This is a genomic window from Collinsella sp. CLA-ER-H2 (assembly GCF_040092405.1).
In the GTDB taxonomy this organism is placed as follows: Bacteria; Actinomycetota; Coriobacteriia; order Coriobacteriales; family Coriobacteriaceae; genus Collinsella.
This window is the reverse complement of record NZ_JBBNLO010000032.1, coordinates 1-20,780: the sequence shown is the minus strand read 5'-3', so window position 1 is coordinate 20,780 and position 20,780 is coordinate 1. Positions and strand designations below refer to the sequence as shown.

At 58.5% G+C, this 20,780-nt stretch carries 18 protein-coding genes and 4 tRNA genes; 20 read left to right on the top strand and 2 right to left on the bottom strand.

All coding sequences use genetic code 11. The features are described 5' to 3' along the window. The first annotated feature begins 373 nt into the window (after window positions 1-373). The 3 genes from AAAX59_RS08570 (at window position 374) to proC (ending at window position 2,633) form a co-directional block, all read left to right on the top strand. Window positions 374-1,312, top strand: a complete 939-nt coding sequence (locus AAAX59_RS08570; protein WP_215694900.1) for an SPFH domain-containing protein — start codon at window positions 374-376, stop codon at window positions 1,310-1,312. A 6-nt stretch (window positions 1,313-1,318) separates the two neighbouring features. Further along, window positions 1,319-1,789, top strand: a complete 471-nt coding sequence (rlmH, locus tag AAAX59_RS08565; RefSeq protein WP_035136824.1) for a 23S rRNA (pseudouridine(1915)-N(3))-methyltransferase RlmH — start codon at window positions 1,319-1,321, stop codon at window positions 1,787-1,789. Window positions 1,790-1,862: 73 nt separating this feature from the next. After that, the gene (gene proC, locus AAAX59_RS08560) at window positions 1,863-2,633 is read left to right on the top strand and encodes a pyrroline-5-carboxylate reductase (RefSeq protein ID WP_349071470.1); all 771 of its coding nucleotides are present in this window, start codon (window positions 1,863-1,865) and stop codon (window positions 2,631-2,633) included. Between the two features lie 159 nt (window positions 2,634-2,792). Here proC and AAAX59_RS08555 read toward each other — a convergent pair whose 3' ends face one another. Continuing rightward, a complete protein-coding gene (locus tag AAAX59_RS08555) occupies window positions 2,793-2,966 on the bottom strand; it encodes a DUF6724 family protein (RefSeq protein ID WP_006235069.1) in 174 nt (57 codons plus the stop codon). A gap of 111 nt (window positions 2,967-3,077) precedes the next feature. On the opposite strand from AAAX59_RS08555, the gene serS reads away from it, so the two are divergent. The 7 genes from serS (at window position 3,078) to AAAX59_RS08520 (ending at window position 8,731) form a co-directional block, all read left to right on the top strand. Then, window positions 3,078-4,361 carry a serine--tRNA ligase gene (gene serS, locus AAAX59_RS08550; protein WP_349071469.1) on the top strand — a complete coding sequence of 428 codons (1,284 nt, stop codon included), beginning with the start codon at window positions 3,078-3,080 and terminating at the stop codon, window positions 4,359-4,361. Window positions 4,362-4,534: 173 nt separating this feature from the next. After that, the gene (locus AAAX59_RS08545; protein WP_035136827.1) at window positions 4,535-4,912 is read left to right on the top strand and encodes a hypothetical protein; all 378 of its coding nucleotides are present in this window, start codon (window positions 4,535-4,537) and stop codon (window positions 4,910-4,912) included. 77 nt (window positions 4,913-4,989) lie between these two features. Continuing rightward, a tRNA-Arg gene (locus AAAX59_RS08540) sits at window positions 4,990-5,066 on the top strand. A 354-nt stretch (window positions 5,067-5,420) separates the two neighbouring features. Further along, window positions 5,421-5,497 (top strand) — tRNA-Arg (locus AAAX59_RS08535). 157 nt (window positions 5,498-5,654) lie between these two features. Next, window positions 5,655-5,731: transfer RNA gene (locus AAAX59_RS08530), tRNA-Arg, on the top strand. A 375-nt stretch (window positions 5,732-6,106) separates the two neighbouring features. Beyond that, window positions 6,107-8,548 carry a hypothetical protein gene (locus AAAX59_RS08525; RefSeq protein ID WP_349071468.1) on the top strand — a complete coding sequence of 814 codons (2,442 nt, stop codon included), beginning with the start codon at window positions 6,107-6,109 and terminating at the stop codon, window positions 8,546-8,548. A 92-nt stretch (window positions 8,549-8,640) separates the two neighbouring features. Further along, a tRNA-Ser gene (locus AAAX59_RS08520) sits at window positions 8,641-8,731 on the top strand. Between the two features lie 131 nt (window positions 8,732-8,862). On the opposite strand, the gene AAAX59_RS08515 is transcribed toward AAAX59_RS08520, so the two are convergent. After that, window positions 8,863-10,203: a D-alanyl-D-alanine carboxypeptidase family protein gene (locus AAAX59_RS08515; RefSeq protein ID WP_349071467.1), complete on the bottom strand. Its 1,341-nt coding sequence runs from the start codon at window positions 10,201-10,203 to the stop codon at window positions 8,863-8,865. A gap of 197 nt (window positions 10,204-10,400) precedes the next feature. Between AAAX59_RS08515 and AAAX59_RS08510 the strand changes: the two genes are divergently transcribed. The 10 genes from AAAX59_RS08510 (at window position 10,401) to htpG (ending at window position 20,588) form a co-directional block, all read left to right on the top strand. After that, the gene (locus AAAX59_RS08510; RefSeq protein WP_349071466.1) at window positions 10,401-11,096 is read left to right on the top strand and encodes a response regulator transcription factor; all 696 of its coding nucleotides are present in this window, start codon (window positions 10,401-10,403) and stop codon (window positions 11,094-11,096) included. Between the two features lie 26 nt (window positions 11,097-11,122). Next, a complete protein-coding gene (locus AAAX59_RS08505; RefSeq protein ID WP_349071465.1) occupies window positions 11,123-12,361 on the top strand; it encodes an ATP-binding protein in 1,239 nt (412 codons plus the stop codon). Between the two features lie 103 nt (window positions 12,362-12,464). Continuing rightward, the gene (pstB, locus tag AAAX59_RS08500) at window positions 12,465-13,340 is read left to right on the top strand and encodes a phosphate ABC transporter ATP-binding protein PstB (RefSeq protein ID WP_192923895.1); all 876 of its coding nucleotides are present in this window, start codon (window positions 12,465-12,467) and stop codon (window positions 13,338-13,340) included. A 64-nt stretch (window positions 13,341-13,404) separates the two neighbouring features. Beyond that, complete coding sequence (locus tag AAAX59_RS08495; protein WP_117786111.1) at window positions 13,405-14,133, top strand: response regulator transcription factor; 729 nt, start codon at window positions 13,405-13,407, stop codon at window positions 14,131-14,133. A 3-nt stretch (window positions 14,134-14,136) separates the two neighbouring features. After that, complete coding sequence (locus AAAX59_RS08490) at window positions 14,137-15,561, top strand: ATP-binding protein (RefSeq protein ID WP_349071464.1); 1,425 nt, start codon at window positions 14,137-14,139, stop codon at window positions 15,559-15,561. Window positions 15,562-15,756: 195 nt separating this feature from the next. Continuing rightward, on the top strand, window positions 15,757-16,413 hold the full coding sequence (locus AAAX59_RS08485; protein ID WP_117786113.1) for a Wzz/FepE/Etk N-terminal domain-containing protein: 657 nt from the start codon (window positions 15,757-15,759) through the stop codon (window positions 16,411-16,413). A 2-nt stretch (window positions 16,414-16,415) separates the two neighbouring features. Continuing rightward, complete coding sequence (locus tag AAAX59_RS08480) at window positions 16,416-17,153, top strand: CpsD/CapB family tyrosine-protein kinase (protein WP_055309657.1); 738 nt, start codon at window positions 16,416-16,418, stop codon at window positions 17,151-17,153. 17 nt (window positions 17,154-17,170) lie between these two features. Then, entirely contained in the window at window positions 17,171-17,821 is a 651-nt protein-coding gene (locus tag AAAX59_RS08475; RefSeq protein ID WP_022094060.1) for a CpsB/CapC family capsule biosynthesis tyrosine phosphatase, read from the top strand. 39 nt (window positions 17,822-17,860) lie between these two features. Beyond that, on the top strand, window positions 17,861-18,361 hold the full coding sequence (locus AAAX59_RS08470) for a GNAT family N-acetyltransferase (protein WP_099432637.1): 501 nt from the start codon (window positions 17,861-17,863) through the stop codon (window positions 18,359-18,361). Between the two features lie 202 nt (window positions 18,362-18,563). Then, a complete protein-coding gene (gene htpG, locus AAAX59_RS08465) occupies window positions 18,564-20,588 on the top strand; it encodes a molecular chaperone HtpG (RefSeq protein ID WP_099432638.1) in 2,025 nt (674 codons plus the stop codon). The last annotated feature ends 192 nt before the right edge of the window (window positions 20,589-20,780 follow it).

Here is a 20,780-nt window from a genome sequence, read left to right as displayed (position 1 = left end):
TCCCCGCAGGTGCGGTAAGGGCTACCGCACGGGCCGATACTCAAAGCCCATTGTGGCACCCCGAGCCCGCGGAAAGAAGCTGCGCCGCGGGGGAGGCGACCCCAATGGCTTTCTCATATCGTCTTTTGGGCCCACCGCGGGGACTTGAACCTGCGAAGGAGCGAGCGTCAAGAAAACGCGGAGCGTTTTTAGCGAGCTGGCGAGTCCGCCGGCAGGTGGGCGAAGCCGGTGCGGATCCGCGAAGCGGATACGCGGACGTCCTTTCGCCCGCACCATTGATTGAAAGAGCTCCCAGCAATGGGGGCTTTTTGTTGTGCACGATCTCCTTGGACGGGTATCCTAATGGCAACGTGTGCCTATCAGAGGAGAGACCATGCTGTTTTCCGGTATCATCGCTGCCCTTACCAGCCTTTTGATTCCCATCATCATCCTGCTGCTGTTGCTTCCCAACGCCTGCTACGTCGTTGAGCAGCAGCACGCTGTGATCATCGAGCGCTTGGGTAAGTTCAATCGTATCGTCAACGCGGGCTTCCACATGAAGGTGCCCGTGATCGACCGCAAGGCCGCTACGGTGAGTCTGCGCACCATGAAAAACGGTTTTGGCATCGACGTTAAGACCCAGGACAACGTGACCATCGGCCTTGAGGTCTCTGCTCAGTACCACGTGAGCTATGACATGGGCGCCGGCCCGGCAGATTCGGGCATCTACAAGAGCTACTATATGCTGCAGGAGCCCGTCGACCAGATGCGTGACTTCATCACCGACGCTCTGCGCTCTTCGATTCCCGTCTACACACTCGATGAGGTCTTTGCCAAGAAGGATGACATCGCCAAGGACGTTAATGCCACCGTGTCCGAGCAGATGGCTGCCTACGGCTTCACCCTCGTGTCGACACTCATCACCAAAATCGCGCTGCCGACCGAGGTCGAGAACTCCATGAACGACATCAATGCCGCCCAGCGAAAGCGCGCTGCCGCGCAGGAGCTCGCCGAGGCCGACCGCATCAAGCGCGTCACCGAGGCGACCGCCGAGGCTGAGGCGATGGAAAAGGCGGGCGAGGGCATCGCCAACCAGCGCAAGGCCATCGCGCTGGGCATCAAGGATTCGCTCGAGATCATCCAGGAGACGGGAGTCGGTAACGACGAGGCCAACCAGCTGTTCATGTTTACGCAGTGGTCCGAGATGATGACGGAGTTCGCTCGTACGGGTAAAACCTCGACGGTCGTGCTGCCGAGCGATTTCTCGCAGTCGGCCTCGATGTTCGAGCAGATGCTGACAGCCAGCAAAGTTCAAAACGATTCGAAGGAGTAGACGCGCGTGAAATACACCGTCGTTTGCGTCGGTAAGCTCAAGGAGCGCTTTTGGAAGGACGCGTGCGCTGAGTACACCAAGCGCCTAGGTGCCTATGCCAAGGTTGATATCCGCGAGGTGGCCGATATCGACCCGGCTAAGGCGGGCGGCGTGGATGCCGCACGCGACAAGGAGGGGGCGGCAATTCTTGCTGCATTGCCGTCTCGGGCGCATGTGATCCTGCTAGCTATCGAGGGCAAGGAGCGTTCGAGTGAGGAGCTCTCGGCGCGGCTCGACGATCTTATGCTGCGAGGCAGCAGCGACATTGCCTTTGTAATCGGCGGTTCGGACGGCGTGAGTGATGAGGTGCGCGCCCGCGCCGACGAGATGCTCAGCTTTGGACGCATTACCTTGCCGCATAACCTGGCGCGTGTGGTGCTGCTAGAGCAGATTTACCGTGCCTGCAAGATCAGTCGTGGCGAGCCGTATCACAAATAGGTCGGCAATACGAAACAATGGCGTGGGACAATACCTTTCGTTTTGAGGAATGTGTCTGAAAGGACTATGCGATATGAAGATTGGATTTGTCGGTTTTGGCAATATGGCGAGCGCTATGGCCGATGGCTGGATCGCTGCCGGTGTAGCTGCGAGCGACATGTGCGCCTGCGCGGGTCGCTACGACGCACTGGTTGAGCGCTGCGAGGCGCGTGGGATGGCCGCTTGCCACGATGCCGCCGAGGTTGTCGCCGCATCCGATATCGTGGTCGCTGCGGTCAAACCGTACATGATCGAGAAGGTATTCGCCCCGCTCAAGGACATTCTTGCCGACAAGGTCGTTCTGTCGGTTGCCTGGACTTGGGACAGTGCCAAGTGGGAGCAGGTCCTGCCGGGCGTCGCGCACATCTCGACGGTGCCCAACACACCGGTTTCGGTGGGCGAGGGCGTCATCGCCTGCGAGAAGGCTTCCACGCTTAGTGATGAGCAGAGCGCAGTGGTGCTTGATCTGCTTGGCAAGCTCGGTGCGGTGGTCGAGCTCGATACGAGCCTGCTGTTCGTGGGCGGCACGGTGGGTGGTTGCGCTCCGGCATTTGTCGCCATGGCAATCGAGGCCCTGGGCGATGCAGCGGTCAAGCACGGTATCCCGCGTGCCGATGCCTATCGCATTGTGAGCCAGATGGTGCTGGGTACGGCAAAGCTGCAGCTTGCAACTGGCCAGCATCCTGCGGCGATGAAGGATGCCGTATGCTCGCCCGGTGGTGCCACCATCAAGGGCGTCGTTGCGCTCGAGGACGCCGGCATGCGCAGCGCCCTGGTCAAGGCAATCGACGCAACTCTCCAGTAAAACCGACCAAAAAAAGGACGGGTTTATTTTTGGCAGGTATTTTCTGCGGTTTTGTCCTTTTAGCGAAAAGCGCCCCGCAACTGGCTCAATTCCAGTTGCGGGGCGCTTGCGTTTGCCCAGATAAAACAGACCAAAATAAACCTGTCCCTTTTTGGCAGGTTAGTCCCAGAAGCTGTCTTCCTCATCCTCGGACTTGGGTCCGCGGTCGACGTACATCTTATGGGTACGCTTCTCCATTACAAAGGCAAGAATCGCAAATAACAGGATGCCGCCGGCGAAAAGGATGGCAAAACCGGTGCGGGTGCCAAACAAAAAGGAAAAAACTGCGTCCATTGGGTGCCTTCTTGCGTAGTTGAGTTGGGTCGTAAACGCTCATAAGTATATACTTGCCCATACATGTACAAGGTTGCAACCTAAATGGAATGTATATCGCCGGAGGATCTAATGCTTGATATCAAGTTTGTTCGCGAGAACCCCGATGCCATCGATGTCGCCATGGCTAACCGCCAGACGTCTTGGGATCGCGAGAAGTTCTTTGAGCTCGACGACGAGCGCCGTGCCGTCATCACCGAGGTCGAGGAGCTCCAGGCTACGCGCAACGCCGAGTCCAAGAAGATCGGCGCCCTGATGAAGGAGGGCAAGAAGGACGAGGCCGAGGCCGCCAAGGAGGCCGTGCGCGCCGTCAACGAGAAGATTGACGGTCTGGCCGAGCGCCGTACTGCTCTCGAGCAGGAGCAGTACGACTTCATGGCTCACCTGCCCAACATTCCTTGCGAGACCACGCCGTACGGCAAGGACGAGGACGAGAATATTGAGCGCCGTCGTTGGGGCACCCCGCGCGAGTTCGACTTCGACTTTAAGCCGCATTGGGATCTGGGCACCGATCTGGACATCCTCGACTTCGAGCGCGGCAACAAGCTCTCCGGCAGCCGTTTTACCGTTCTCGGTGGCGCCGGCGCCCGCCTGGAGCGCGCCCTCATCAACTTCTTCCTCGATACGCACACCAGCCGTGGTTTTAAGGAGTGGTGGCCGCCCATCGTCGTCAAGCGTCAGACCATGTTTGGCACGGGTCAGCTGCCCAAGTTCGAGGACGACGCCTACCACGTCTCGGGCGACAACTTCCTGATCCCCACCGCCGAGGTCGTGCTCACCAACCTGCACGCCGGCGAGGTCCTCGACGCCGACACCCTGCCGCGCCGCTACACCGCCTTCACCCCCTGCTTCCGCGAGGAGGCCGGTTCCGCCGGTCGCGACACCCGCGGCATCATCCGTCAGCACGAGTTCGACAAGGTCGAGATGGTCAAGTTCGCTAAGCCGGAGGAGTCCGACGAGGAGCTCGAGAGCATGACCGCCGAGGCCGAGTACCTGCTGCAGCAGCTGGGCCTTCCGTATCGCGTGATTAGCCTGTGCACCGGCGACTTGGGCTTCTCTGCCCGTCAGACCTACGACGTCGAGGTCTGGCTGCCGAGCTACAACGCCTACAAGGAGATCAGCTCCTGCTCCAACTGCGGCGACTTCCAGGCCCGCCGCGCCAACATCAAGTACCGCGACCCCGAGAACTTCAAGGGTTCGCGCTACCTGCACACGCTCAACGGTTCCGGCCTGCCGGCCGGCCGCACCATGGCCGCCATTCTGGAGAACTACCAGAACGCCGACGGCACCATCACGATTCCCGAGGTCCTGCGTCCTTACATGGGTGGTCTCGAGAAGATCGAGCCGGTCGCGTAAGTTGGCTGCATAGGGGATATGCAAGGGCGCTCCTTCGGGGGCGCCCTATTTCGTGCGCAGGTCCATACCATGCCGTGCGGACAGCTCAATAGAAAACACACGAACAACTGTTCTGTATACAGCCATCTACCTGCTATGCTTTTGCTAAATAAGAGCGAGAGAAAGGGGACGCGATGGAGCTGTTTGATGATCGGGTGGTTTTGTTTGAGAGCGACGAGGGCGGGGAGTACCTGCTTGTAACGTGTGAGCCGTCTGGCATGGGCGGCCTGGTGGTTCGGCAGACGAGTGAGGGTCCGTTGACACAATGGTGCTTTGAGGAGTCGCCGCATGTGGTCGAGACCTTTGTGACGCACGAGGGGCTTGTGGCGCTGGAGCACTTCTATGGAGTTGGGACTTCCAACCAGGTCGCGCGCATGCTGAGCATCTCGTTTGCCGATTATGATTGTGCCCAGCGGGTGAGATCGCTCCTGAGGGAACTTGATGCCAAGTTTGACGTGATCGAAAAGCCAATCGATCGTACGGGGAACAGCGGTATATGCGGAGCAGCATGACAAAACTGCGTTCCACAAAAAAGTTTGAGATTGTGCTTGACTCCAATAAGCTAAAGTGGTTTTATATGTCTTGCGCTGCGGCGTTACCTCAGCTGGATAGAGGGTCTGACTACGAATCAGAACGTCATAGGTTCGAATCCTATACGCCGCACCAATTGAAATTGAAAGCCTCCGGCAATGGGGGCTTTTCTTTTACGTCGGCACTGCATGGATTCGAACCTTGGTCGAGGCGCGAGCGTAAAGAAAACGCGGAGCGTTTTTAGCCCGCGGGCGAGCGCGCCGGCAGGCGGGCGAAGCCGGTGCGGATCCGCGCAGCGGATACGCGGAATCCTATACGCCGCACCAATTGAACTTGAAGCCTCCGGCAACGGGGGCTTTTCTTTTACGCCGGCACCGCACGGATTCGAACCTCGGTCGAGGTGCGAGCATCTTAATCATCACTTCGTAAAATTTTTCCAAATTGTCGCTTGACCCATCGAGGGGTCACGTGCATAATAATCCGTGCGTTGCGGCGTTACCTCAGCTGGATAGAGGGTCTGACTACGAATCAGAACGTCATAGGTTCGAATCCTATACGCCGCACCAATTGATTTTAAAGCTCCCGGCAACGGGAGCTTTTCTTATATCGCGATGCGTCGAGGATCGCATCAAGTGGTCTAAATGAGTAAAAATCAAATTCAATAACTTTTTTTGAAAAACGCTTGACCTTTATTCAGTCCATGTGCATAATAATCAACAAGTCGCGGCGTTACCTCAGCTGGATAGAGGGTCTGACTACGAATCAGAACGTCATAGGTTCGAATCCTATACGCCGCACCAATTGAACTTGAAGCCTCCGGCAACGGGGGCTTTTCTTTTATGTCGCCGCTGCACGGATTCGAACCTCGGTCGAGGCGCGGGCGTAAAGAAAACGCGGAGCGTTTTTAGCCCGCGGGCGAGCGCGCCGGCAGGCGGGCGAAGCCGGTGCGGATCCGCGCAGCGGATGCGCGGAATCCTATACGCCGCACCAATTGAACTTGAAGCCTCCGGCAACGGGGGCTTTTCTTTTACGTAAGCACTGCATGGATTCGAACCTCGGTCGAGGCGCGGGCGTGAAGCGGACGATTTCTTATCGACTCGTGTAAGATTCCGAGTAGGTGTCGCGGCCCATCCGCGACCACTCCTTCTCTCAACGACCGATCAGGGTGATATTTCGTGGCAGAGCGTCCGACATACAAGCTCAGGTTTCTCGATCCCAAGAAGCGCTTTCCGGCGATGCCCGAGCAGCCTGCGGGACGCTCATATGGCGTGGTCTGGAAACTCTTTGGCGAGGATCAGCATGAATCTTGTTATGTCGTCGAATTCGTCGGCAAAAGTCATGTGTCGCTTTTGGGCTACGTAAGCGTTTCGGGTGAGGTGTACAAGGTGGACCGCCCCGTCAGCGAGGCTCCGCTGCCCAACGATCCCGACATGGAACTGGTCCTTGACGAGTCGGACTCCAGTATTGGTGAGATTATGGTAAGGGAAGCCAACGGTGCAATGCACGCATGTGCGCAAACTGTCGGTTGTCCCGAAGGGCCCATGCGCGAGCGGTCCGACCACGAGACATGGAATTCGATCCGCGCCCTTCCTTACGGCGAGTTCATGGCATCGATGTTCCTGCGCTACGTGATATTTGCCAACTCCGAAAGCGCTATTGCGAACACGGCGGGCGTCGACGGTCTCGATGCGGACATGCAAAACGTTGTCGACAAAATAAAGCTCGTAAAGCTGCCCGAGCCGGTCGAGGTGTTTTTGGGCTTTAACACGGCACCGCTCCCCGATGCTATCGAGACGCTGCTTTACCGCGTTGACCATGCCGAGAATCCGAGTGGTATCGAGCGTTATGCCGCCGCCCTTATGAGCGAGGTCGACTTGCCCCGTTTGCGCACCATTGCCGCCAAGTCAGAAATGAGCCTAGCGCGCATCGACCGGTCAAAGTTGTTCTATCTCAATTTTGATCGTAGCCTGCTGGACCAGGACGAGATTGACATGCTGCTTGCCATCGAGTGCCGTCTCAACCGCCTCTCCGGCATCCTCGAGCGCATCGGGGCCGGATTGGCCCCTGCGGCATCCTCGCCGAGCCTTGAGGGCTGCGCGCTCTTTGATGCGTGGCATATCGCCAAGACGACCAACGATGTTCCCCGACTGCTCGATACGGCCTCGAGCGATAACCCGTGGGGCAAACCGGGTACGGTGGCTTGCCAGCCGGGCGGTGAGTGGGATGTGCGTACCCGCTTCGCGCGTATTGTCGAGGCGCTCAACGTGGTCACGCGGCTCGACTATACCTATCGAGTAAACGTTGCCGAGGGGATTATGCTCGTTCGGTTTGGGCAGTCTGTCGTTGATGCCATGCCGCAACGTGAATACGACGCTCAAGATGACGCTTGGCGCGAGCTGGACAAGGACACGCGCGCGATCTGGGCCGCGGAGCACGATGCACGTGTGGCACTCACGCTTGCGGCAGCGTGTTTTGCCGCGGGCACCTGCATCACGCGCTGCTATGTGCAGATTGCTGCTACCGACAGTGAGCAGGGCGAGCGCGTTGTCGCAACGTATTTCTTTGGGCGCGCGGCCTATCTGGCCGATTGCGTGCCTGTCGCCAAGGATCTTGAGAGCATGGACATGGACGATATGCCGTGCAAGTGTGTGCTTGAGGCGTATGAGTCAACCGCTCCGGAGACGATTGAGCCTGCGGAGGTTCATGCTCGTCCGCGTGATGACCATCGCACGCTGCCGCCGGCGCTGCGCGATCTGCTGCTTGCCGATACGGCTGATGAGTTGGAGGTCATGGAAGAGGACGACGACCCATACGTGGCCCGTGTTGTTGAATTGCGCGAGCAGGCAAAAGTCGACCGTACAGGTGCCTTTGAAGGCTTTTCCCGTCTTGTCGAGGAGTTAGAGGCTAAGTGCGCCGTCGCCGAGCTTTTGGCGACAGGTCCGGTTCAAACGCAGTTTTGTGACAACCAGCTGGTGCGCATGGTGCTACCGGTGTTGGAAGAAGATCGCTCTGTGCGAATCCTCCGTGCGCCCGATGCGCTGTACTTTGCCCAGCACGAGATCTGCAGCTTTTACGCCGAGCAAGAGGACTTTGAACGAGCGCTGCCCGAGGTGCGCCATCTTTACGATCTGGCGCGCTCGTCCATGCAATCGCACTTTGCGCTCATCAACGTGCTTGCGCGTCTGGAGCGCTTTGACGAGATTATCGAGGTGGCGCGCCACGGCCTACGTATTGCCAGCGATCGTTCTGCAATCGGCTACCTGTTCTATCGCTTGGCGTTTGCCTATTGGAATTGCGATCAGCTCGACCTGGCGCTGGCTTGTTACCGTCTGGTGCCGCGCGGCGAGGAGTCGGGCAGCAGCGCGCTGGAAGAAATGCAGGGCCTTATGAACGAGATGGGCGTCAGCGAGCCTCCGACGTTCGAAGAAGCGGTTGAGACCATCCACAAGGCTGGACTCGAGCTGCCGCCAGTGTCCGCCGTGACGAATCAGCTGGTAGATGCCGCTGTTCAACTGGTCGACAACGGCTTCTTTTTCCTGGCACGCGGTTGCATCTTCCAAATGTGGCGCACTATGGGCAACGACGAGCTCGGCTCCCTCAACCGCTCGCTGGGGTAGGCGAAGCTTCCAAGGAGGAAAGGATGCTAGGCAATTAGAAAATTTTCTCTTGCCCATCCTTGGCTGTTTGGTTACTATAGAACGGCTGTTACGGAGAGCTGACCGAGAGGCCGAAGGTGCTCGCCTGCTAAGCGAGTATGCCCCAAAAGGGCATCTGGGGTTCGAATCCCCAGCTCTCCGCCAGTACGAATTTGAAGAAGGGTCCCATTTGGGGCCCTTTTTTATTATCAAGAATGGCGGCTGGGGATTCGAACCCTCAAAAAGGAGGCATCCTTTCGGACGCCTCCTTTCAGTGGACTTATTATTCTTGCGCCCTACATCTCAGGAGCCTTGGCTACGGTCTCGCTCTCTGCCGCAAGTGGGCGGTTGTCGATGCGGCGGCCCAAGCGGTCGAGCTTCACGAGGAGCCATTCAATGGGATTCGGCCCTGTGCCTTCCTCGTCGGCAACCAGGTCCATGACGGCGATCTTGGTGCCGTCCTGCTTGAGCGTAACGCTGCCCACTTTGTCGCCCACATGCACCGTGCCCGAAAGATCGTCGTAGCTAACCTTTTCGGTCACCTCGCCGGCAAGGGAAAACACGGTCGCTTGCGCTGTGGGATCGGCGAGCGTGGCGTCGATCGTCTTATCCGTCCAGTCGGTTTGACCAATGCGTGCCATAAGCGGGTTGCCGTTGGCGGTCTTTTCCTGCGTGTTGGCGATTGCGACCGTCACCTTGTGACCGTAGTACCAATTGGCAAGGGTTGCGGTATCGGTAAAGCGCTGGTCGGTGGTGGTGGAGTTCAAAACGACGGTGTAGATCTCGTCGCCATCGCGGTTGTAGGCACCCGTAAAGCAATAGCCTGCATCGTCGGTGGTGCCGGTCTTGCCACCGATGTTGCCATCTTGGCCCAGCAAATAGTTATGCGTGTCCATGGAATGCGAATGGTCGGTGCCGTCGGCGCCCGTGACTTCGATCCAGGAATCCTCGCTCGCTACGACCTCGCGGATCGTGTCGTTTTTCATGGCCTCCTGCATCATCAGCGCTACGTCGTGTGCGGTTGAGTGCATATCGCCAGCCCACTCATCGAAGTCCAGACCATGCGGGTTTTCAAAAAGCGTACCGGTGCAGCCGAGCTTCTTAGCGCGCTCGTTCATGGCCTTCACAAATGTGGCCTCGGCGTCTTTGGTCTTGGGGTCGATCTTCTTGCCCACATATTCGGCGAGCACGATGGCGGCGTCGTTGCCCGAAGGAATCATCAGACCGCGTAGTGCCTGCTCCACGGTAAGCTCGTCGCCTTCGAGCAAGCCGGCGGTCGAATTACCCACGGTGGCTGCGGCGTTGCTCACCGTGACCTTCTCGTCCATCTTGCAATTCTCGACGGTTAGGATTGCGGTCATGACCTTGGTGATCGAGGCAATCTTGACCTGCTCATCGGCGCCGCGCCCATAGTAGACGGTGCCGTCTTTGCCCATGACGAGGGCATTGGTCGCATCGATATCGGGCAGGTTTTCGGCCGTGATGCCGCGCGCATCGGCGGTTTTGCCGCAAACATTGTCGGTCGTGAACACTTGGGCGCCGGCGACGGTGGGCGCGCCAGCGGCAAGGGCGATAGCGCAGACAAAGCCGGCGGCAAGCTGGGCTGAGCGCTTTGCAAAAGAGGTGAGGGACTTCACAGATTTCGCTTTCGACGGGATGGTCTCTTCTGGAACTAGAGTATATCGTTTGCCGGCGTCGGCGATCATCGCGTGCGTGCGTGGCCCACATCCGCTCCCGAACGGGCACAAGGGTGCTTAAGGCCGACTTAATCGCCCACGCTTGTTGTGTGTGGCGTGCCTCGCCTCGCGCATAATGGAGCGCGAGAGGAGCACGCATGAACGAGCGCATACTGGTAGTTGATGACGAGAAGGCCATCGCCGACTTGGTTGGTATCTACCTTACAAAAGAGGGCTTTGATGTCCAGATTGCCTATAGCGGGGCCGATGCTGCCAAGGCAATCTTGGAGCAGGAGTTCGATTTGGCGCTGCTGGATGTCATGCTGCCCGATATCGATGGATTTGAGCTGCTGCGTACAATCCGTTCCAGCCATACCTATCCTGTGATCATGCTGACGGCGCGCGATGCCCAGCAAGACAAGATCGAGGGCCTTTCGCTTGGTGCGGACGATTACGTGGTTAAGCCGTTCCGCCCGCTGGAGCTCATCGCGCGTGTGCACGCTCAGCTTCGCCGCTACAACAGCTACGGTAGCCGTGCGCAGGCGGCCGAGTCGCCGACCATTCAGCTCGACGGCTTGGAGATCAACCGCGATGCTCGTTCCGTAACGGTGGACGGTTCACCGGTACGCCTCACACCCACCGAGTATTCAATCTTGCTGTATCTGGTCGAGCATCGCGGCAGCGTGGTGGCTGTGGAGGACCTGTTCCGCGCGGTGTGGAACGAGGACTTTATGCCCGGCTCCAACAATACGGTGATGGTGCACATTCGCCACTTGCGCGAAAAGATCGGCGACGACGCACAAAAGCCGCGCTTTATCAAAAACGTCTGGGGCGTCGGCTACATAATCGAATAACGCTTTTCGCTTGTGAGGATCTTGATATGACAAAAGACGATAGGCAAGCGTTCGAGGTGCCCGATCGGCTCTTTGAATACGTGAGGTCGGTCGTCGACAACCGCGCGCTTGCAACGGTGCTGCTCTTTTTGCTGAGCCTGCTGCTGATTGGCATCGACAACATCGTCGGAATCTTGGCGGTGCTGCTTGTCGGCTTTTTGCTGATCGATCGATTTGAGATCGTGTGCCGCTGCGTGGTGATTGGCGGCGCCGCGTGGGCCATGACGTTGGCGATTGGCGCCATGGCGCTCGGCGGCATCGAAGGGCCGGTGCTGTTCGATGCCGGCTTTGTATTCAACATGCTTGGCTTTGTGCTGGCGCTTGCCGCGTGCGTGCTGTTCTTGTGTGGCCGCGCCCTGTACTACCAGGGCTACGAACAGGGCGAGCAGCATGCCGATTGTGTGCTGGCCGCTCGTATTCAAGATCGCCTGATCGATCACCCCGACACCTGGGACAACATCGACGGCGACTTCTTGGAGGTCGAGGGCGCCCTTACCCGCGTGCGTGACCGTGAGCGCAAGGTGCAACAGGCCTTGCGTGACGAGTCGCATCGCAAGGACGATCTGGTCACGTACTTGGCACATGACCTACGCACCCCGCTTGCCAGTGTGGTGGGCTATCTTTCGCTGCTGCAAGAGGCTCCTGAGCTGCCGGTTGAGCAACGTGCGCACTTTACGGGCGTGGCTCTCGACAAGGCGCACCGGCTCGATGCACTCATCGAAGAGTTCTTCGATATCACACGCTTTGACTTCCACGATATCGTGCTCACGCGCGGCTATGTTGATCTGGGGTTGCTGCTGGCTCAGGTGGCTGACGAGTTCTATCCCATCCTCAACGAGCAGCATAAGGAAGCCCAAGTTGATATCCACGAGGACCTGACGGTGCTCGTGGATGGCGACAAGATGGCTCGCGTGTTCAACAACATCATGAAAAACGCCGTCGCCTATAGCTATGAGGGCTCGACTATCACGATTGAGGCCGGGCGCCAAGACGATGGCGGCGTGCGCGTTCGCTTTATCAATCAGGGCGATCCTATCCCTGCGGCTAAGCTCAAGGTGATCTTTGAGAAGTTCTATCGCCTGGATGCGGCGCGTGCGACCAATCGCGGTGGTGCCGGTCTGGGCCTTGCTATTGCCAAGGAGATCATCGCGGCACACGGCGGTACCGTTGCATGTGAATCGACGCCCGAACACACGATATTCACCATCGAGCTGCCCGCCGCATAGCCAGCGTGCCCTTACAAACACTTGACAATGCGCTCACGTGCATATGAGCCGCGATTTCTACTATCGATACTGCTGAATTGATATCGATGTGGAGGTATGCGGTATGACGGCTGCTGCGGCTGTGGAGCCCACGGAGCTTGAAGAACTCATGGAAGCGCAGGCCGAGGCCGCGCACGAGCGCGAGGTTGGGGATGCGACTCGCCCCACGGCAGAGGATCTTGCCGCCTCGCCGACGCGCATCGACGTCGAGGGCCTCGACCTGTTCTATGGCGACCATCATGCGCTCAAGGACGTGAATATCAAGATCCGCGACAAGCAGATCACCTCATTTATCGGGCCTTCGGGCTGCGGAAAGTCTACGTTGCTGCGCTGCTTTAACCGCATGAACGACGGCATCAAGGATTGCCGTATCGAGGGCAAGATTGCGCTCGATGGTCAAGATATCCTGGGCGATTACGACATCTGCCGTTTGCGCCAGCGCGTGGGCATGGTGTTCCAGCGCCCCAACCCGTTTCCCATGAGCATCTACGACAACGTCGCCTATGGGCCGCGCGGTATGGGTGTGCGCGACCGCGTCGTGCTCGACGAGCTGGTCGAGGACTCCCTTCGTCGCGCTGCGCTATGGGATGAGGTCAAGGACAAGCTCAAAGAGTCGGGTCTGGGTCTTTCGGGCGGCCAGCAGCAGCGTCTGTGCATCGCCCGCGCGCTGGCCGTGCAGCCCGACATTCTGCTGATGGACGAGCCGACCTCGGCACTCGACCCTGTGTCGACGCTCGTGGTGGAGCAGCTGGCCTGTGAGCTCAAAGAGACCTGCACGCTCGTGGTCGTTACGCACAATATGCAGCAGGCGGCGCGTATCTCCGATTCGGTCGCATTCTTTTTGCTGGGTGAGCTGGTGGAGCACGCGCCCACCGCGCAACTCTTCAAGAATCCGACCGATCCGCGCACGGCGGATTATTTGACGGGGCGTTTTGGCTGATACCATCTAGTAAAGGTACCTTTAGGGTTAAGATGCGGTCATGCCGGCCGCAAAGGGGTTCAACATGATCTATTACGTCGAGGACGATGACAACATCAGGGATTTGACGGTCTATGCGCTGCGCAAGCAGGGGATTGAGGCCGAAGGCTTTTCGTGCGACGGTGAGTTTAAGGCTGCCGTGGCGCGACGGGTACCCGATGCCGTCCTGCTCGACATCATGCTGCCCGATACCGATGGCTTGGCGATTATGCGTCGACTGCGTGCCGATCGCCTGACGGCGACGGTGCCCATCATGATGCTTACCGCCAAGGATACCGAGCTCGACAAGGTGATGGCGCTCGATGGCGGTGCCGACGATTACCTGACTAAGCCGTTTTCGCTCATGGAGCTTGCGAGCCGCTGCCGCGCACTGCTGCGTCGCGGCGGCATGGTCAAGCAGGCGAGCGATGTGCTCAGCGTGGGCGACATCGTGCTCTCGCCCAGCCATCGCGAGGTGACCGTTGCCGGCGAGCCGCTTAAGCTCACCCTGCGCGAGTTCGACCTGCTCGAGTACCTCATGCGCAAGCCCGGCGTGGTTTTTACCCGCGAGTCGTTGCTGCAGAGCGTGTGGGGCTGGGACTTCGACGGCGGTTCGCGCACCGTTGACGTGCACGTGCAGACGCTTCGCCAAAAACTGGGCGAGCATGCCAGCGCCATCGAGACCGTGCGCGGCGTGGGCTACCGCTTGGCCGAGCCTTCTGCCGGCGATGGTGCCAAAGGCGACGACACCGCGGCCACCGCATCGGAGGAGTAACCCGTGGTCTTCGCCCCCCAGGGAAAACATACGCTGTCGCACCGCGTTTTTGTGACGATCTTTGTCTGCGCCATGGCGGTTATCGTGGCGTTTACGGTGCTGGGTGCGTTCTTTGTGCAAAACACCTTGGCGGATGCCACGAGTGCCAATCTGGCGCAGGAAACCGAGCTCATTGCTGCCGCTCTCGACGGACAGCAGGAGCCCATCCCGTTCTTGCGTAGTCTCGATCGCGAGGACTTGCGCATCACGCTGATTAACAAGGATGGATCGGTTGCCTACGACAACGAGGCGTCGCCTTCCACACTGCCCAACCATGGCGATCGCCCCGAGGTCATCGAGGCCTTTGAGAGTGGTTTGGGTTCCGCGGAGCGCGCAAGCTCTACGCTCGACGAGATTATGCTGTATCGCGCCGTCGCCCTTGATAACGGCCAGGTTGTCCGCTTGGCGCAGGCCCAGCCTGGCGTTGCGGCGATTTTGCTGTCGATGGTGGCGCCGATGCTGCTTATCGCAGCAGCGGGTGCGGTACTCTCGTTTTTTATGGCGCGCCGCGAGTCCCGTGCCATCATCGCGCCGTTGCAAGAGGTGGATTTGGACCACCCACGCCGTAGCTATGAGCACGCCTATGCCGAGATGGTCCCCATGCTTGAGCGTATCGAGTCGCAGCGCCAGGAACTCAAGCGCCAAATGGCGGTGCTAGCGGACAACGACCGTATGCGCCGCGAGTTCACGGCGAATATCACCCATGAGCTCAAGACGCCGCTTACGGCGATTTCGGGCTATGCCGAGCTCATCGCAAACGGCATGGTCGAGGGCGAGGGCGACCTGCGCAACTTTGGCGGTCGCATCTATCGTGAGGCGGGCCGCTTGGCAGCGCTTGTCAACGATATCCTTACGCTGTCTAACTTGGACGAGGCCGAGCGTGCAGCTGAGGGCGAGGCGGTGCCCATTGGGTCCACGGAGCCTATTGAGCTCTCGCGTGCCATCTACGCGGTCGAGCAGCGTCTTGAACAGGTCGCCCGTCAGGCGAATGTGACGATAAGTCATGAGACCAAGCCTGTGGTCATCGAGGGCGTGTCGCGCTTGATTGACGAGCTCATCTATAATCTGGCAAGCAACGCCATCCGCTACAATCGACCCGGCGGTACGGTTACGCTGCAGTGCGGCACCAACGACGAAGGCCATCCGTTCCTTGCGGTCGCCGACACGGGAATCGGTATCGCGCCTGAAGAACAGGGCAAGGTATTTGAGCGGTTCTATCGCGTGGACAAGAGTAGGTCCAAGGCACGCGGCGGAACCGGTCTGGGGCTTGCCATTGTCAAGCATGCGGCCCTGTATCATCACGCCACGCTCGATCTGTCGAGCGAGTTGGGCGTGGGAACCACCATTACGGTGACGTTTCCCATACAGCAGGACGAGCCATTCGCATAGCGATACAACATAGATATTGATGTAGACGCCGCATTTGACTTTCGGGTGCGGCGTTGTTGTGCAATTTTACGATTGCTTCCGACATTTTTACAGGAGAGCCTGTTTCTTATGTATAGAGTTTGGTCTCGGTAAAAAGATGCGATAACATACGGACAGTTTTGTCAATCCGAACTGGGGAAATGAAAGGCAAGCTGCATGACCCTTCTCGAACTGTTCCAGCTGCTGAAGAAGCACCTTCAGCTGGTCATCACCCTTCCGGTGGTCTGCGCGATCGCCATGGGCATCGTGTCCTTCGTTGCGATGGACAACACCTATACCGCGACGACGAGCATGTACATTCTCGCCAAGACCGACGATAGCGGTCAGATGAGCTACAACGATCTCTCGGCGAGTCAGATGCTTTCCAACGATATCGCCACGCTGCTGGATAGCGATAGCGTTAAGAGCGGCGCAGCCAATGAACTGGGCCTCACCGATCTGGATGACTACAAGGTGTCTGTTTCCTCCGAGACCACCACGCGTGTCATTACGCTTTCGGTTACCGGCACCGATGCCAAGGAGACGGCTAAGGTCGCAAAGGCCATAGCTAGCTCGGTGAGTACGGTCGCTCAGAACGTCGGCGCTGCCCAGAGCATCAACGTTATCGACGAGGCTAAGACCCCCGAAGCCCCCAGCGGCCCCAAGCGTATGCTGTACGTTGCTGTCGCGTTCCTCGCGGGCATCTTTATCGCAGTTGCCTATGTCGTTTTGGCAGACATGCTCAACACCCGCATCCGCGGTGCCGAAGAGGCAGAAGAGCTCCTGGGCATTCCCGTTGTTGGCCGAATTCCGGCTATGAAAGGTGGTAAATAGGCATGGCTAAGGCAAAGAACACCGATAAGCTCGTTGTACAGAATGCCGCCAAGACCCTTCTGGCCAACATCCGCTTTGCGAGCGTGGACGACCCCATTCGCACCATCACCGTTACCTCCTCGATTCCCAACGAGGGCAAGTCTACGGTTTCCATTAACCTTGCTCAGGCAATTGCCACGAGTGGCAAGTCCGTGCTCCTGGTTGAGGCCGATATGCGCCGCAGGTCCCTTTCCGATATGCTCGGCGTTCGTTCGCGCGGCGGACTCTATGCGGTTCTTTCCGAGCAGATCTCCATTGACCAGGCAATTGTCGAGACGGGTCAGAAGAACTTCTACTTCCTTGATGCCGAGCCGCATATTCCCAATCCTGCCGACATCATCGTCTCTCACCGCTTTGCCAAGCTGGTAAAGGCACTGTCTGCTAAGTTCCAGTACGTCATCTTCGACGCTCCCCCGGTCGGCACCTTCATCGATGCTGCCGAGATTGCCAGCCTGACCGACGGCACGCTGTTCGTGGTGCGCGAGGACTTCACCAAGCGCGAGGAGGCGCTCAACGCCATCGGTCAGCTTAAGAAGTCCGAGAAGGTCAAGCTCATCGGTACCGTTATGAACTACTGCGAGACCGAGACCAGCGAGTACTACTACTCCTACTACACCAAGGACGGTAAGAAGGTTAAGAAGGGCTCCGACGATCAGGGGACTTCCAAAAAGGGCATCTTCACCAACCGAGCAAACGTTTAGTTGATTAAGGCTGACCTATGCGTGACATTCATTGCCATATCTTGCCGGGTGTAGACGACGGCGCCGCCGATCTCGATGAGAGCTTGGCGATGCTCGAGGCTGCCAAGCGGGCTGGTGTAACCAGAATTGTTTGCACTCCTCACTGCCGTGATCCCTATTTTGATTACGACAAGATGTGGGATGCCTTTGAGCTGCTGCGCGATAACGCTGACGGTTTTCCGCTCCAGATGGGCTTCGAGGTCAACCATCGAAAGCTCGTTGAGCTTGGTATCGATGCCGCGGAGCACTTGCATTTCGATGGGACCAACGAGTTTCTGCTCGAGCTTTCGACGCATGCCGATGCGTATGCGTTTAGAGAGTACGAGAACACGATTTACGATTTGCAGTGCCGTGGCTACCAGGTGATCATCGCTCATCCTGAGCGCTATCGTGCGGTTCAAAAGGATGTAAGCGTGGCGGAGCGCCTGGTCGATATGGGCTGCAAGCTGCAGGCTTCGGCGGACTTTATTGCCGGCGGTCGCTTTGGTCGCGAGAAAAAGCCGGCACAGCGCCTGTTCGATCAGAACCTGTACAGCTTCATCGCGAGCGATGCCCATAACGTGGGTCATTACGATTGCCTGGCGAAGGCTCGCGCGAAGTTTAGCGTGCGCGGAGCTCATTTTCGCTAAAATCTGTCCCTAACGTTCGCATTGAATGAAAGGGCAGCCATGGATATCCAACTTAAGACGGGATGCTTTGATGACGCGGCGTTGGTGCGCCGCGTCATTTTTATGGACGAGCAGGGCTACGAGAATGAGTTCGACGCTATCGACGAGGATCCGAACTGCATTCATGTGACGCTCTATGTAGACGGCGAGCTTGCCGGTTGCTCGCGCGTGTTTCCCGAAGAGCTTGAGCGCGCGGCTGACGCAGAGGCTCCGGTGTCGCCGGCGTGCGACTTGGACGAAGGTGTCGCGGCGGGGGAGACCTACATTATGGGGCGCGTGGCCGTGCTGCCGAGCATGCGCCGTCGCGGTTTGGCGAGCAAGATTGTCGAGGCCAGTGATACGTGCGCGCGTGATGCCGGCGCCAAGCTCATTAAGCTGCATGCTCAGGAATACGTGCTGCCGCTCTATGCCAAGGCGGGCTACACGCAGATTGCCCCGGTGGACTACGAAGACGAGGGCCAGCCTCATGCCTGGATGGCCAAGCGCGTAGATGGCAGATAGGAACGTTCCTTTCCTGCCGGCAGTTTGGGACACTCCTTGGCAATTGGCGCATCAGAGCGCTCGGACATACAGTTTTTCGATTCCGTATGTATATATGCGCGTTAATGGGTTATAAAATCTAAGTCTGAACATAGCAGGTCTGCGATGCGGCTCGGGCGACCGAGCCGTTTTTGCGGACAGGGGTAGCGCGAAAGGACTGCACATGCGTCAATTTAAGACCGAGAGCAAAAAACTGCTCGACCTCATGATCAACTCCATCTACACCAATAAAGAAATCTTCCTGCGCGAGCTTATCTCTAACGCGAGCGACGCCGTCGACAAGCTCAACTTTAAGAGCCTGCAGGACCCGAGCGTCAAGATCGACCAGGGCGACCTGGCCATTCGCGTCTCCTTTGATAAAGACGCCCGCACCATTACCATCTCGGATAACGGCATTGGCATGACCGCCGAGGAGCTGGAGCGCAATCTGGGCACCATCGCCCATTCCGGCTCCGAGGAGTTTAAGACCGAGAACGCCGAGCAGCAGGGCTCCGATGTCGACATCATCGGTCAGTTTGGCGTGGGCTTCTACTCGGCTTTTATGGTCGCCAGCCATGTGAAGGTCGTCAGCCGCGCCTACGGCGAGGATGTCGCCCATGTGTGGGAATCCGACGGTCTTGAGGGCTACACCATCGAGGACGGCGAGCGCGCCGAGCACGGTACCGATGTCATCCTGACGCTGCGCGAGAACGAGAAGCTCGATGCCGACGGCGAGGCCGAGACCTACGATCGCTTCCTGACCGAGTGGGGTCTCAAGAGCCTGATTCAGCAGTACAGTAACTATGTGCGTTACCCGATCCAGATGATGGTGTCCAAGAGCCGCCAGAAACCCAAGCCCGAGGACGCCGGCGACGATTACAAGCCCGAGTACGAGGACTACCAGGAGCTCGAGACCGTCAATTCCATGACACCGATCTGGAAGAAGCACAGCTCCGATGTCGAGCAGAAGGACTACGACGAGTTCTACAAGTCCACGTTCCACGACTTTGACGATCCTGCGCGCACCATCAGCTTCCACGCCGAGGGCACGCTCGAGTATGACGCCCTGCTGTTTGTGCCGGGACGCGCGCCGTTCGATCTGTACAGCAAGGACTACGAGAAGGGTCTGGCGCTCTACAGCTCCAACGTCCTGATCATGGAGAAGTGCGACGACCTGCTGCCCGACTACTACAACTTTGTCCGCGGCGTCGTGGATTCCGCCGACGTGTCGCTCAACATCTCGCGCGAGACGCTGCAGCAGAACCGTCAGCTCAAGGCCATCGCCAAGCGTGTGGAAAAGAAGATTACCGCCGACCTTGAGGATATGCGTGACAACGACCGCGAGGCCTACGAGAAGTTCTTTGAGAACTTTGGCCGCGGTCTTAAGTACGGCATCTACTCGAGCTATGGCATGAAGGCCGATGAGCTCGCCGACCTGTTGCTGTTCTGGTCTGCCAAGGAACAGAAGATGATTACCCTGGCCGAGTATGCCAAGGGCATGCCTGAGGATCAGAAGGCCATCTACTACGCCGCCGGCGACTCGCGTGAGCGCTTGGCCAAGATGCCCGTGGTAAAGGGCGTGCTCGACCGCGGCTATGACGTGCTGCTGCTGACGCAGGATGTGGATGAGTTCACGTTCCAGGCTATGCGTGAGTACGTTGCCGCCGATATGCCCAAGATCTACGAGGACGATGCTGCCCGCGAGGCTGCCGAGAAGGCTGTGGCCGACGGTGCCGAGCCCGAGGTCGAGGATCGTCATCTAGAGCTCAAGAACGTTGCGACCGGTGATCTTGACCTGGCGACCGAGGACGAGAAGAAGGAGGCCGAGGACGCCACCAAGGAGAACGAGGACCTCTTTAGCGCTATGAAGGAGGCGCTCGGTGACAAGGTCGAGAAAGTCGCCGTCTCCGCGCGCCTGACCGATGCCCCCGCTTGTATCACCACCGAGGGCCCACTTTCGCTCGAGATGGAGAAGGTGCTCCAGAAGGGACCCGAGGGCGCGCCCGACGGCATGCCCAAGAGCCAACGCGTGCTCGAGCTCAACGCCAAGCACCCGGTCTTTGACAAGCTTGTCGCTGCCCAGAAGGCAGGCGACGCCGACAAGATCAAGCAGTACTCCGGTCTGCTCTATGACCAGGCTCTGCTGGTCGAGGGCATTTTGCCCGAGGACCCCGTTGCCTTCGCGGCGGCTGTTTGCAACTTGATGTAGTTCGGGGATACGGCACCGTAACTAGATTAGAACGAGAGTGGATAATCTCCCACTTTTGGCTCGAATGGGGGTGCGGACAGAAAGTTGGACCGCGGGGCGGTCCGGACTGGAGGTTCGCATGTACAGCAGGGAGAAGGTCGAGCTCTTCCTCCTGGCGACGGAGGACGGCATGGGGCCGACCGCCGCCGCGAA

Excerpts from the sequence above, each read along its gene's own strand:
- AAAX59_RS08570 (WP_215694900.1), top strand. The coding sequence starts at position 374 with ATGCTGTTTTCCGGTATCATCGCTGCCCTTACCAGCCTTTTGATTCCC.
- proC (WP_349071470.1), top strand. The coding sequence starts at position 1,863 with ATGAAGATTGGATTTGTCGGTTTTGGCAATATGGCGAGCGCTATGGCC.
- AAAX59_RS08555 (WP_006235069.1), bottom strand. The coding sequence starts at position 2,966 with ATGGACGCAGTTTTTTCCTTTTTGTTTGGCACCCGCACCGGTTTTGCC.
- serS (WP_349071469.1), top strand. The coding sequence starts at position 3,078 with ATGCTTGATATCAAGTTTGTTCGCGAGAACCCCGATGCCATCGATGTC.
- AAAX59_RS08545 (WP_035136827.1), top strand. The coding sequence starts at position 4,535 with ATGGAGCTGTTTGATGATCGGGTGGTTTTGTTTGAGAGCGACGAGGGC.
- AAAX59_RS08510 (WP_349071466.1), top strand. The coding sequence starts at position 10,401 with ATGAACGAGCGCATACTGGTAGTTGATGACGAGAAGGCCATCGCCGAC.
- AAAX59_RS08505 (WP_349071465.1), top strand. The coding sequence starts at position 11,123 with ATGACAAAAGACGATAGGCAAGCGTTCGAGGTGCCCGATCGGCTCTTT.
- pstB (WP_192923895.1), top strand. The coding sequence starts at position 12,465 with ATGACGGCTGCTGCGGCTGTGGAGCCCACGGAGCTTGAAGAACTCATG.
- AAAX59_RS08495 (WP_117786111.1), top strand. The coding sequence starts at position 13,405 with ATGATCTATTACGTCGAGGACGATGACAACATCAGGGATTTGACGGTC.
- AAAX59_RS08485 (WP_117786113.1), top strand. The coding sequence starts at position 15,757 with ATGACCCTTCTCGAACTGTTCCAGCTGCTGAAGAAGCACCTTCAGCTG.
- AAAX59_RS08480 (WP_055309657.1), top strand. The coding sequence starts at position 16,416 with ATGGCTAAGGCAAAGAACACCGATAAGCTCGTTGTACAGAATGCCGCC.
- AAAX59_RS08475 (WP_022094060.1), top strand. The coding sequence starts at position 17,171 with ATGCGTGACATTCATTGCCATATCTTGCCGGGTGTAGACGACGGCGCC.
- AAAX59_RS08470 (WP_099432637.1), top strand. The coding sequence starts at position 17,861 with ATGGATATCCAACTTAAGACGGGATGCTTTGATGACGCGGCGTTGGTG.
- htpG (WP_099432638.1), top strand. The coding sequence starts at position 18,564 with ATGCGTCAATTTAAGACCGAGAGCAAAAAACTGCTCGACCTCATGATC.